The organism is Flavobacterium branchiophilum FL-15, from assembly GCF_000253275.1.
GTDB lineage: Bacteria > Bacteroidota > Bacteroidia > Flavobacteriales > Flavobacteriaceae > Flavobacterium > Flavobacterium branchiophilum.
In genome coordinates this window covers 1492657-1505817 of sequence record NC_016001.1, presented here as the reverse complement: position 1 = coordinate 1505817, position 13161 = coordinate 1492657, and the positions used below count along the sequence as shown (strand labels likewise).

The window sequence follows — 13161 nt, the reverse complement described above, 5'->3', positions numbered from 1 at the left end:
ATAATTGTTTAATGAACGTTTATTTTAATCTATTTGTCGATTTTTTATTCAATAAATTATATTTTAAACTAAATTTGTTGAAATAATTTAATTTTTTAGTTTTTAATTTTGCTTTTTCTAGTCAATTCACAACCTAAACAGCTAGTTTGACTGTATTGTTACTAAAAACCAAACATATTTATTGTAAAATAATTAAAAAATTAACAGAATGGAATGTTAGCTTTTGAATATTCAAATCAATTCAATGGACTACTTTTATTAAATTATTTTTTAATTTGTTTTTTTTAAGAATTGTTATATGATTTTATTAAATTATCTTTATTTGAGTTGTAAAATTATAAATTCATATAAAATAGGTTCTTATTTTGTTATTTTTATGTTGCTTATTTTTGTTTTTAATGGTTTTTCTATTCCATAGTAACTTAAAAAGGCAACCAAAATCAATACCAATACCGAAAAGTGAAACCGCAAATTTGTATTGCTAATTTGTTGCATATCAAAATAATAGTCACAAAACTTGAAAATAGGTTGTTGTAATATGTAAATACTAAAACTAATTTCACCTAAAACAATAAAAATTTTATTATAAAAAATACTTGTCAAACTACCTTTATTATTGGCCATTAAAATGATTATAGGGACAAATAGGACCGTTAAAAATCCGTTATGTAGATGAAAATAAGTATTGTAGTATAAAAAAAGTACCAAAACCAAAACTAATAACATCAATTTTAAATCCCCATTTTTCGGTAATCGATGTAGGTATTTGATAAAATATAAACCTGCAACATTACCCATTAAAAATTCATTCAAATGAAAAGGAGGCCAATAAAACCCAAAATAATGACTTATAGAAGGATAGCCTTTGTAATAGGTAGAAGTTACGTATAAATGAAAAAATATTTGGCTTACTACAAAAAAGATAAAGGCAACAATTGCTATTTTATGTAAATATTTTGTTTTAGTATAAAAACGATTGAAAGCAAATGGAAATAGGAAATAAAACAATATTTCTACTGTAATTGACCAGCTTGGCGAATTAAAACACAATGCTTTAGACGGTATCCAGGCTTGAATTCCTAGAACATTATAAGCTACTTCGTCCCAAAAAATGGGATGTTTTTTTATAGCTTTATATGTTAAAAGCAATAATATTCCTATAAAAAAAATCGGAAAAATTCTAGCAAATCTATTTTTATAAAATTTGAAATAACCGATATTATTCTTGTTTTGATAGGCAATAATCAAAACAAAACCCGATAGGATAAAAAAATAGCTAACGCCTACATTAGCTTGACCTAAGACTTGCCAAACCCACGGAATATTGTATGGATATACATTTTTACCATAATGGTATATCACTATTGAAATGGCTGCTAAAAATCTAGTAAAGGTTAGTTGTTCTACTCGCATTGGTTATTGAAAAAAACGGCAAAGTAATTAAATTTTTTATTTAACATTTAATATTATTTACTTTATTATTTAAAATGTATTTTTGTGTAGAATTTAGATGTAAAATAAATAAATAAATTCTGAATTTAATTTATTATAAATAGTCTTATATTTCTAAATAATAATAAAATACAATATATAAATAAATACAAAATGAATTGGAATATTTTAGAAAATTTAACTCAGTTAGAGCAAATTAAACAAGAATCATTTGAAAAAAAAATGCTTGTTTTTAAGCATAGTACACGTTGTATCGTTAGTAAAATGGCTTTAAAACAATTTGAAAAAGATTTTAACTTAGACAACAGCATTACACCTTATTTTTTGGATTTGATAGCAAACCGTCACATTTCTAATCAAATTGCTGAAGATTACTCCGTAGAACATCAATCACCGCAAATTATATTGATTGAAAACGGAAAAGCCATTTTCAACGCATCTCATAGTGAGATAGATGCATTAGAACTTGCAAATTTATAAAAATTTGTATGTTTATGGAAATAATGTATTGATTTTTTGCCATAATACAGCATCAAAATCAGAAAGTGCTGCATTCACATTGTCTGCAGCATTTCCCATTCTTATCACTACCATTTTTTTACTTGGCACAATATATATTTTTTGGTCATTTTTGCCCAAAGCCATGTATAAATCGGTTGGTGCTGTTGGTATTAAACTTCCCGTAAACTGCCATTGGGTTTGTGGTAAATGGTAACTTGGTTTGCCATTGAGCCACCACAAATAACCATAAGACAAATTGATATTTTGAGATGGTTGGATGGCTTCAGACCAAAAAGATTCATGGACAATGGTTTCATTTTGCCATTTACCATGATTATACATCAACAAGCCAAAACGGGCCATACTTCGGGTATCACTCCAATATATTCTTAATCCATCGGCTGTATTATTCCATAAGCCAGTGGTACTCATTCCAATTTTATTCCGTAATTTTATATTAAAATAATTATTCCAACTGGTATTTGTTGCATTACTTACAACATCTTGCAGTTTTACATACACATTATGGTATGCCCACCGGCTTCCAGCATCTGCAACATATTGCAAATTGGCTGGCAAAACCACATCTCCTAAGCTGTCATCTAGCCCAGATGTCATATTCAGCAGGTGCTTGCAAGTGATTAAATTTTCTTTGGCAACAGGTGCAGCGGTCCATCCTACACCCAAATATTGAGACACCTTGTTGTTGATGTTGATATAGCCTTCTTGTTGGGCTATACCCGTTAGGGTACTCGTGAGTGTTTTGCCAGCACTAGCCCAATACCATAATGAACTTGAGGTATGGCCATCAAAATATTGTTCTAAAACGATACGTCCGTTAACTAAAATGATAAATGATTTGGTATTTTTACTTTGTAAATAATCCAACAAAGGCACTACGGCTTGGGTATTCCAACCTAATGAGGTTAAAGATTTGGTTTCCCAATTATTTTCGCCTATTGGCGGAAAATATAATGACTCTTCTGCTTGTGTAACTTCTGGATTATTTTCATTACTACACGCTAAAAGGATTAATAAACAAAAAGTTGTAAAATATTTCATATAGTAAGTTATGTATTTTAAGTAAACAAACTAAAAAAATAATGAAGTTTTATTATTAATTCATTATAAATAAAAATAATGTAATTTTAAATTATTTTTTTGATGACCCTTAATTTATGTGTATGTCTGTTTTGTTGAGCATTAAAAATACCAAGATGATCAAGACGATCAATTCTTACTTTGCCACTAGCATGAATGATATAATTGCCCTCCATGATGATGCCAACATGGATAATATTTCCTTCATCGTTATCAAAAAAAGCCAAATCACCTGCTTGACTCTCTTCTATAAAACTTAAAGCTTCGCCTTGTTTGGCTTGTTGCGAAGCGTCTCTTTTTAACTTATGTCCATTGAGTTTATATACCATTTGAGTAAATCCAGAACAATCTATGCCAAAAGGTGTTTTGCCTCCCCACAAATAAGGGGCATTCAAATACATATACGCAGTTTTGATGATATTTTTTTTAGCTTTTTTACCGAAAATTTTATTGCCTGTAAATTCATATTGATCCGTATTAATCGAAGGTTCGTCTAAAAAAGATAATGAAGCTCCTAAAGTTATCGGTGTCAAAAATCCATTATTGCTAGAAATATATTCGACCAAATCTGCGTTTAGTATTAATTTTTTTTTGGTTAATGTTTTATATTCTAATTCTGTAATGATTTGGAATTGTTTTAGGTCTATCCATCCTTCATAATCATCAAAGGCCAAATGAATTTTAACCCATTGATTTTGAATATCTAATACTTTAAAATGTTCGCCAAACAACACTTGCGAAACCATTTCGCTTCTGTCGTTGGGTTCACATCTTAATGGGACGTTTGATAAATTACAAATTCCAAACATTACATAAAATTTTTATTTAAACATTTAATATCTTTCAATAACAATTGCCGAAGCACCACCACCACCGTTACAAATGGCTGCTGCACCAATTTTTGCATTATTTTGTTCTAAAACATGCAATAAAGTTACAATAATTCGTACACCAGAACAGCCCAGCGGATGACCTAATGATACTGCCCCACCATTTACGTTGATAGTATCGGCTTGAAGGCCTAAAATTTTAGCATTTACAAGTCCAACAACAGAAAAAGCTTCGTTAAATTCAAAATATTCTACTTCGTTCATTGTAATACCTGCTTTTTCTAAGGCTTTTGGAAGTGCTTTTGCAGGAGCAGTAGTAAACCATTTTGGTTCTTGTGCTGCATCTGCATAGCCTTTGATATAGGCCAAAGGTTTTAAGCCTAATGCTAAAGCTTTTTCTTCTGTCATCAAAATAACGGCTGCTGCACCATCATTAATAGTCGAAGCATTGGCCGCTGTAACAGTACCGTCTTTTGTGAAAACAGGATTTAACTGCGGAATTTTATCAAGTTTTACGTTGGTAAACTCTTCGTCTTTTGCAAAAATGATGGGTTCCCCTTTGCGTTGTGGAATACTGACAGGAACAATTTCATTGTCAAACTTACCAGCTTCCCAGGCTGCTGCCGACCGTTTGTATGATGTAATAGCAAAATCGTCTTGATCTTGTCGGCTAATTTGGTATTCAGTTGCACAACTATCCGCATGAACCCCCATAGCCTGTTGATCATAAGCATCTGTTAATCCATCTTTTTGCATGCCATCGACCATTGATGTAGGGCCAAATTTCACTCCATTTCGCATAGCAACATAATGTGGTATAAGACTCATATTTTCCATGCCCCCCGCCACAATGATGTCGGCATCGCCAGCTAAAATGGCTTGTGCACCTTGCATGACAGCTTTCATTCCAGAAGCACACACTTTGTTGATGGTTGTAGCAACCACTGTATTTGGAAGCCCAGCTAAAAGTGCCGCTTGTCGGGCTGGAGCTTGTCCAACACCTGCTTGCACTACGTTGCCCATCAAAACTTCATCTACCAATTGTGGGTCTAATTGGATTTTGTCTAAAGCTCCTTTTATAGCTACTGCTCCTAATTGTGGTGCCGAAACTGTTGATAAAGCCCCCATAAAACTACCAATTGGTGTTCTTACTGCTGAAACGATTACAATTTTTTTACTCATCATGTTCTAATTTAATGTTATAGGTTATTTACAATACTGTTAATAGTATCATAATGCAATTTTTTGGTTATTTGAATTGCGAATTTAATAAAAAAAACATCAATTTAACCTAGAATGATAGGAATTTTTTATTGGTAAAATATAAAGACCACCCATAACAAAAAAACCTTCTCAAAATGAGAAGGTTTTTGTGAAGGCAGAAGGATTCGAACCTTCGACCGCCTGCTTAGAAGGCAGGTGCTCTATCCAGCTGAGCTATGCCTCCATTTAGTTTAAAAAAAGTCGGGGTGGCAGGATTCGAACCTGCGGCCTCCTGCTCCCAAAGCAGGCGCGATAACCGAGCTACGCTACACCCCGAATATTAATTTTTTGCGGAGAGTAAGGGATTCGAACCCTTGGTACAGTTTCCCATACGCATGTTTAGCAAACATGTCCTTTCGGCCTCTCAGGCAACTCTCCAAACTCAATGATCGTAATTCTTTTAAGCGGTTGCAAATATATATACTTTTTTTGTTTGAAACAACAAAAAAATCATTTTTTTTTGTAATTTTGTTCTTTATTCAAACGAACTTACTCATTTACAAGCTTATATATGTTAAAAAAAATCAAATCTTTTTTACTGATATCCCTTATTATGCTGCCTTTTTTGGTGCTTTCTCAAATCAAAAAATCAAATTCCAAAACTAAATCGGCAGAAAAGCTACTTAAAATTCCAAAAAACGATTCTACTTTTGTCAATATATGGGACTTTAGCAAAGATTTTGTGTTGGAAATGAAATATGCTACCCATGATAATTTTTTAAAACAACAAGTATATGATTGTGAAGTTTGTTTATTGAGATATAAAACAGTTGTTGCCTTGCTCCAAGCACAACGTTATTTTATGGAACGAGGCTATAAAATCAAACTTTTTGATTGTTACAGACCTTTGGATATTCAAAAAAAAATGTGGAAAATTGTACCAAATTCCAATTATGTTGCCAATCCAGCTCGAGGTTCTGTGCACAATAGAGGTGCAGCAGTTGATTTGACTTTGGTAGATTTTTGTGGAAACGAGTTAGAAATGGGTACAGCTTTCGATTTTTTTGGTCCAGAAGCGGCACATGATTATCAATTATTGACAGAAGAAGCGTTGTGTAACAGAAAAATGTTGAAAAAAGGGATGGAATTACACGGTTTCAAAATTTTTGAATCGGAATGGTGGCATTACAATTTGGAAACTGGATTTTCAGAAAAAATTTCTAATTTTAAATGGAATTGTAATTAAATATATTATTATTTTAAATATCATTCCAAAATACCAATATTATATTATTGTGTAAGATGTAATAAAAAGATTTAAAACACAAATTAAGCGTTATCAATACATACAATTTAAAATTTATTGTAAATTTTAGATTTCATTATGAGGTCTAACGCTTAATTTAAGTTAAAAAAAATGGCAGAAACAGGATGTATTTCTTGCTATTTTGGATAAGATTACTGTCCTTGTTCTTGCTTTTTGCGGTCTGCTACAAATTGAGTTAATTTTTTTCCGTAAGTAGATTGGGCAACTTTTGGTGTCATCGATTTTTGAATGGTGTCCAAATATTTCATATTGACGTCATAAATTTCAGAAAGTGCTATATAAGGTGCTACCTCATAATCACGATGATTGATGGCAAAATTTACGGTATATAAATATTTTCTAATCAGGTTTGCATTTTGAACTGCATTGATACTGTCCACTTTTTTGGTATTTTTTGTTTTGGTAGCAAAAAATTTTTCTTCTAACAAATTCAAATGTTCTTCATTGTATTTTGATGTTATTTTTTTATGTTCAACAAATAAATCATTGTTTTTAGACCCCGTTACTTGGGCATCATACAAAAATTTGTCGAGAGTAGTTTCGATAGTAATGTTGCCTGGTTCTGCAAAAAACAACAAATTATTATCTTTTGAATTGGTAACGCCTCTGTCTAAAAATAAGTAATACATTTCTGGCGAGTCAATTTTTAAATGGCTTTCAAATGTATCATTTCCATCTATTTTAATGGTATCTAAAACAACCAAGCTGGTATCTACTACTTTTTGAATGTATAAAGTTCCATTTTTCAATCCTTTTATTTTACCTGTAATATGTAAATTAGTATCAGATTTTTTTTCGTTGCAAGCCCAAAATAAAAACAAACCAAAGGTTAGTAATATAATTTTTTTCATTTTTAATGTATTTTTTAATTTTGTGCAAATGAATAAAAAAAATGCTAAACCCAACCTATTTTATGGATTAAAAATGCAAATAATACCTCTAAATCGATTGTTCTTGGATTTTTGTAACAAATTTTGAAAAAAAATGATAAAAAAAAGGGTTCATTTTTTTAATTAAATAAAAATAAAAGTAATTTTGCGACCATGCAAGAAAACGTACTTATCCTAGATTTCGGGTCGCAATATACCCAATTGATTGCCCGACGAGTTCGCGAATTAAACATATTCTGCGAAATATTTCCTTATGACAAAATACCAAGTGATTTGTCTTCCTACAAAGCAGTAATATTAGGCGGAAGCCCCTTTTCTGTTCGAGCAGCAGATGCTTTGCACCCCGATTTGTCTCAAATAAGAGGACATTTGCCTTTGTTAGCTGTGTGTTATGGAGCACAATATTTGGCTCATTTTAGTGGTGGCGAAGTGGCTGCATCCAATATTAGAGAATATGGTAGAGCCCATTTGCATTATATCAAAGAAAACGAATTGTTTTTTGAAGGAATTTCTGAAAATTCTCAAGTTTGGATGAGTCATTCAGATACTATTAAATCGTTGCCTACAAATGCTATAAAACTGGCCAGTACTCATGACGTAGAAAATGTAGCTTTTCGTATAGAAGGCGAAATGACTTATGCCATACAATTTCATCCAGAGGTATATCATTCTACAGAAGGAACTAAAATGTTAGAGAATTTTTTGGTTAAAATTGCAGAAGTACCGCAAAATTTTACACCAAATGCTTTTGTAACCGATATGGTTGCAGAATTGAAAGAAAAACTTCAAAATGACAAAGTGGTTTTAGGGCTATCGGGTGGTGTAGATTCTACGGTGGCAGCTGTTTTGTTGCACCAAGCAATTGGCAAAAATTTGTATTGTATATTTGTAAATAATGGTTTACTTCGCAAAAATGAATTTCAAAAAGTTCTAGACCAATATAAAGGCATGGGGCTCAATGTAAAAGGAGTTGATGCAGGCAGCAGATTTTTGAATGAGTTAGCGGGTGTAAGTGACCCTGAAACCAAACGCAAAATCATTGGAAGGGTTTTTGTAGAAGTTTTTGACGACGAATCAAAAATTATTGAAGATGTAAAATGGCTCGCACAAGGAACCATTTATCCAGATGTTATTGAATCTGTTTCGGTAAAAGGCCCATCGGCAACAATCAAATCGCATCACAATGTGGGTGGTTTGCCTGATTATATGAAGTTGAAAATAGTAGAACCCCTTCGTATGTTGTTTAAAGACGAAGTAAGAAGAGTAGGGGCCACTTTAGGAATAGATCCAGAGCTTTTGGGGCGTCATCCGTTTCCAGGTCCAGGACTTTCTATAAGAATTTTAGGAGATATTACTCCCGAAAAAGTTTCTATTTTACAAGAAGTTGATGCCGTATTTATTGAAGGTTTAAAATCGTGGGGATTATATGATAAAGTATGGCAAGCGGGTGCTATTTTACTACCAGTAAACAGTGTTGGAGTTATGGGCGATGAACGAACTTATGAAAAAGTAGTTGCACTAAGAGCTGTAGAATCTACTGACGGAATGACTGCCGACTGGGTACACTTGCCTTATGATTTTTTGATGAAAATATCAAATGATATTATTAATAAAGTTAAAGGTGTTAATAGAGTGGTATATGACATAAGCTCTAAACCCCCAGCAACTATAGAATGGGAATAAAATAAGAGGATCTCATATAGCCAATCTACAGTGTTTTTTTTGCTGAAAATAAAATATAAAAAAATATTTTGTCGATCAGCAACGTAAATATTTTTTGAATATTTGTGTGTAAAATAGAATTTGATTAATCGCTATATCATTTCTGTTAGCAGATGGGAACATCTATTTTTAAAACTTACCTGCTGTATTTTATTATATGGTAGGTTTTTTTATTTTTATTTTTAAAATTATTAGATATTGACTAATACCAAATATACCTATAAAATAGTCCAATCTACTTGTACTTTTATGCTAAAATTATTCTAAAAAAATAGTTCCGTAGCCCAGCTATGCAACGATTTTTTTTGAAATTTTTTTTTCTAAAAAATAACTACGCATCTTTGGACTATTTTATAAATATATTTGGTATAAAACAACGATTTTTGAATTAATTATTGTAAACCATTTGATAAACATACTTTTATGATATGCAATAAAATATTTAAATATAAAATTTATATTAGTGTATTACTGATATTATTATCTGTTTTTTATATGCCATCACCTTACCATGTGAACTATTATGCGGAACCTTCTTATTTTATATATTTTAAAATAAATTTTTTTATTTTATTTATTAATATTTATTTTACAAATAAATTAATTTTAGTTGAAAAAATTTTATATGCAGCCTTAATTCCGTGTATTGTATTGATAGTAGTTGGTTATTTACTTGAAAAATTTTTAGGCTACACTTATGGATATGATACCAATTGGGACGAACTGAAATCGCCCGAATTATTGGACAATGCACTTTTCTTTTTGATATCCAACTTTATTGGAATGGGTTTTATTGCCTTTTGGTTAAAATATAAAAAACCTATTTACTAATACTTATTTTTATGATTTGATTTCAATATAATACCATTTAGACATATAAAAATAGTCTAATACCATTTAGAATTATTTGAAATAAAAAAATATTTATACCTCAAATATATAAAACACGTCAATACCTACTATAAAAACGAGGTGTTGCCAATGTGCACAAGTTTTGCACCCCGACCTGAGTGGAGCTCTTTTTTTCTTGCCGCTGAACGGCTAGATAGGTTTGCGGCAAGAAAAAAAAGCGGGAACGGAGGGCGGAAAAGGTGCCCAAATAAAAATAATTTTCTTTTTTATTCGTATCGCAAGGATTCTATTGGATCGAGTTTTGCTGCTTTTAGGGCGGGTATTAAACCAGAAATGATGGCTACTAAAAAGCTGATACCAAAGGCCCCGAAGATGGCTTTCCAGGGGGTTACGAAGGTAAAATCGAGGGCTTTTGCAAAGGCAAAGCCAATGAGGATTCCAAGAATAGTGCCTAAAATGCCTCCGAGCTGTCCGATGATGATGGTTTCCATAAAAAATTGAGTGGCAATGGTGGAACGTTTGGCACCAAGTGCTTTTCTTACACCTATTTCGCGGGTGCGTTCGGTTACAGAAACGAACATGATGTTCATTAGGGCGATAGAGGAACCAAAAATGGTGATTAATCCGATAACGATGGCTGCTACATTGAGATAGCCCGTCATGTCGGCAATTTTGTGTAATAAATCGTCGCTGCGAGAAATGGCAAAATTATTGTCTTGGGTTGGGTTGAGACCACGTACTTTTCGCATGGTGATGGTGGCATTATCTACGGCTTGGTCTAAAATTTCGTGTTTTTGAACCATCGAACTTACGGAGTAGTTGATGTTGGGTTTTGTAAACAAGGAGCGGGCTAATTGAATGGGGATGAAAACTCTCAAATCTTGACTGCGTCCAAAAGTAGAACCTTTTTCTTTCAATATTCCAATTACTTTAAATTTTGCCCCACGTATGGCTATAATTTTATCGAGAGGATTGGGTACATCTTTGAAAATTCCTTTCAAAAAATCGGAGCCAATTACTACTGAATAGGTATTATTTTGAATGTCGAAAGGAGCAAAATTACGTCCTTTATCGACAATAAGTCCTGAATTTTGCATGTAATTTTCATCTACTCCTAGTACGGCTATTTCTGGATCTGTTTTTTGTGATTCAAATTTTACTTTGGCATTTGTAGTTGCTGTAAAATAAATGGCGGTTTGTGTAAGGGGGTAGTTGTATTTTCGTTTAAATTCTACCACATCTGAATAGCTGATGATGGGGTTGATGGTTTCGGTTTCGTTGGAGCCTCTGTTGCGTTGTGCAAAATCGTATTGTGTAAAATTGAAAGTATTAGAACCCATTGAGGCAAAATTTGTAGAAATTTTGTTTTCGAGAGCGGCTACTACAGTAAGAATTCCTACTAGAGCCATAATTCCAATGGCAATAATAAATACCGTTAGTACGGTACGTAATACTTGAGTTCGAATGGAACCCAAGGCGATTTTGATATTTTCTTTGAATAATTTTAGCATCATACTAGATTTGTCACGAAATTACACAAATTGTTACAAGATAACAATTAAAATTTGATTTTTTTATTTTAAAAATTTAGATATTTGCATTTTAAAAATAGAAAAATAAATTTTAGTAAAATGGCAACAAAACCGAGCATTCCAAAAGGCACAAGAGATTTTTCGCCGTCGGAAGTTTTGAAACGGCAATATATTATTTCAAAAATCAAAGCCCAATTTGAGCGTTTTGGTTTTCAACCTATAGAAACTCCTTCGTTTGAAAATTCGGACACGTTGATGGGGAAATATGGGGAAGAAGGCGACAGGTTGATTTTTAAGATTTTGGATAGTGGTGATTATTTGAGTAAAATAGATGCCGCAACGTTGCCAACCATGAATGCCAAACAACTGACGCCTAAAATTTCTGAAAAAGCCCTTCGATATGATTTGACAGTTCCTTTTGCAAGGTATGTGGTGCAACACCAAAATGATATTGAATTTCCGTTTAAAAGGTATCAAATTCAGCCAGTTTGGCGGGCAGATCGACCTCAAAAAGGACGGTTCAGAGAGTTTTTTCAGTGTGATGCCGATGTTGTTGGTTCCAATTCGCTTTGGCAAGAAGTAGAATTGATACAGTTATATGATCAAGTATTTGCTGACTTGGGGCTACATGGTGTTACAATTAAGATGAATAACCGAAAAATTTTGTCGGGCATTGCTGAAGTTATTGGAGCCTCGGAGAAATTGATTGATTTTACTGTTGCATTGGACAAATTAGACAAAATTGGCGAAGAAGGTGTAAAAAAAGAGATGCTTGAAAAAGGTATAGAACCCAAAAGCCTAGATAAAGTGCAACCATTGTTTGCTTTTTCGGGAAATTTTAATGAAAAAGTGGCCCAACTTTCTTTACTTTTGCAAGAATCTGAAATTGGAATGAAAGGAATTGACGAATTGACTTTTATTGGCAATCAAATAGCTGCTCTTGGATTATCGGCCGCTACATTAGAGTTGGACGTTACTTTGGCAAGAGGTTTAAACTATTATACGGGTGCCATTTTTGAAGTTGCGGCTCCAAAAACGGTTTCGATGGGCTCTATTGGAGGTGGTGGCAGATATGACGATTTGACGGGTATTTTTGGTTTAAAAAACGTTGGTGGCGTTGGAATTTCATTTGGTTTAGACCGTATTTATTTGGTTTTAGATGAGTTGCAATTGTTTCCAGAAACGGTTACCTCGTCTGTTGTGGCTTTGTTTGTAAATTATGGCGAAACAGAAGCTTTGTATGCCATGAAAGCCATTAAAGCCTTGAGGGCTAAGGGTATAAAAGTAGATTTGTATCCAGATAAAGTAAAAGTGGGCAAGCAATTTATGTATGCCGACAAACGTCAAATACCGTATGCGGTAATTGTGGGCGAAAGCGAAATGGCTCATAATCAATATGCTTTGAAAAATTTAATTACAGGCGATCAAGTTTTGGTTGATTTAGAAACCTTGGTACAATACTTGGAAAAAGCATCTTGACACAACCCAAACTACAAAACATTAGGATTAATACCAAATATACTTATAAAATATATTTGGAATAAAAAAAACTCAAAAGAATATCTTTTGAGTTTTTTTTGGCTTTATAACTTATACCAAATATACATATAAAATAGTCCAATCTATTGGTTCTTTTTTGCTAAAATGAGTCAAAAAAAATAGTTCCGTAGCCCAGCTATGCAACGATTTTTTTTGAAAATTTTTTCTAAAAAATAACTACGCATCTTTGGACTATTTTATAAATATATTTG

Annotated in this window: 11 protein-coding genes and 3 tRNA genes; 5 read left to right on the top strand and 9 right to left on the bottom strand. The window is 32.5% G+C overall.

Going from position 1 to position 13161, the window contains the following annotated elements:
• Positions 1-360 precede the first annotated feature (360 nt).
• A complete protein-coding gene (locus tag FBFL15_RS15995; RefSeq protein WP_014083842.1) occupies positions 361-1413 on the bottom strand; it encodes an acyltransferase family protein in 1053 nt (350 codons plus the stop codon).
• 192 nt (positions 1414-1605) lie between these two features.
• On the opposite strand from FBFL15_RS15995, the gene ytxJ reads away from it, so the two are divergent.
• The gene (gene ytxJ / locus FBFL15_RS06570) at positions 1606-1932 is read left to right on the top strand and encodes a bacillithiol system redox-active protein YtxJ (protein ID WP_014083841.1); all 327 of its coding nucleotides are present in this window, start codon (positions 1606-1608) and stop codon (positions 1930-1932) included.
• A gap of 12 nt (positions 1933-1944) precedes the next feature.
• Here the strand turns inward: ytxJ and FBFL15_RS06565 are convergent, their stop codons facing one another.
• From FBFL15_RS06565 to FBFL15_RS06540, 6 genes are all read right to left on the bottom strand, one after another.
• Complete coding sequence (locus FBFL15_RS06565) at positions 1945-3015, bottom strand: serine hydrolase domain-containing protein (protein ID WP_014083840.1); 1071 nt, start codon at positions 3013-3015, stop codon at positions 1945-1947.
• Between the two features lie 86 nt (positions 3016-3101).
• Entirely contained in the window at positions 3102-3863 is a 762-nt protein-coding gene (locus FBFL15_RS06560) for a C40 family peptidase (protein WP_014083839.1), read from the bottom strand.
• Between the two features lie 24 nt (positions 3864-3887).
• Positions 3888-5066 carry an acetyl-CoA C-acyltransferase gene (locus FBFL15_RS06555; RefSeq protein WP_014083838.1) on the bottom strand — a complete coding sequence of 393 codons (1179 nt, stop codon included), beginning with the start codon at positions 5064-5066 and terminating at the stop codon, positions 3888-3890.
• 191 nt (positions 5067-5257) lie between these two features.
• Positions 5258-5331: transfer RNA gene (locus tag FBFL15_RS06550), tRNA-Arg, on the bottom strand.
• 17 nt (positions 5332-5348) lie between these two features.
• Positions 5349-5423: transfer RNA gene (locus tag FBFL15_RS06545), tRNA-Pro, on the bottom strand.
• Between the two features lie 15 nt (positions 5424-5438).
• Positions 5439-5525: transfer RNA gene (locus FBFL15_RS06540), tRNA-Ser, on the bottom strand.
• Between the two features lie 133 nt (positions 5526-5658).
• Here FBFL15_RS06540 and FBFL15_RS06535 point away from each other — a divergent pair.
• Positions 5659-6333 carry a M15 family metallopeptidase gene (locus FBFL15_RS06535; protein WP_231847493.1) on the top strand — a complete coding sequence of 225 codons (675 nt, stop codon included), beginning with the start codon at positions 5659-5661 and terminating at the stop codon, positions 6331-6333.
• A gap of 212 nt (positions 6334-6545) precedes the next feature.
• Here the strand turns inward: FBFL15_RS06535 and FBFL15_RS06530 are convergent, their stop codons facing one another.
• Complete coding sequence (locus tag FBFL15_RS06530; protein WP_014083836.1) at positions 6546-7265, bottom strand: DUF4369 domain-containing protein; 720 nt, start codon at positions 7263-7265, stop codon at positions 6546-6548.
• A gap of 192 nt (positions 7266-7457) precedes the next feature.
• Between FBFL15_RS06530 and guaA the strand changes: the two genes are divergently transcribed.
• Together guaA and FBFL15_RS06520 are read left to right on the top strand one after the other, a co-directional pair.
• A complete protein-coding gene (gene guaA / locus FBFL15_RS06525; RefSeq protein WP_014083835.1) occupies positions 7458-8987 on the top strand; it encodes a glutamine-hydrolyzing GMP synthase in 1530 nt (509 codons plus the stop codon).
• Positions 8988-9521: 534 nt separating this feature from the next.
• Complete coding sequence (locus FBFL15_RS06520; RefSeq protein WP_014083834.1) at positions 9522-9857, top strand: hypothetical protein; 336 nt, start codon at positions 9522-9524, stop codon at positions 9855-9857.
• Between the two features lie 287 nt (positions 9858-10144).
• On the opposite strand, the gene FBFL15_RS06515 is transcribed toward FBFL15_RS06520, so the two are convergent.
• Positions 10145-11389, bottom strand: coding sequence for an ABC transporter permease (locus tag FBFL15_RS06515; protein WP_014083833.1), 1245 nt, complete (start codon positions 11387-11389; stop codon positions 10145-10147).
• 120 nt (positions 11390-11509) lie between these two features.
• Between FBFL15_RS06515 and hisS the strand changes: the two genes are divergently transcribed.
• Complete coding sequence (gene hisS, locus FBFL15_RS06510; protein WP_014083832.1) at positions 11510-12889, top strand: histidine--tRNA ligase; 1380 nt, start codon at positions 11510-11512, stop codon at positions 12887-12889.
• Positions 12890-13161: the final 272 nt, after the last annotated feature.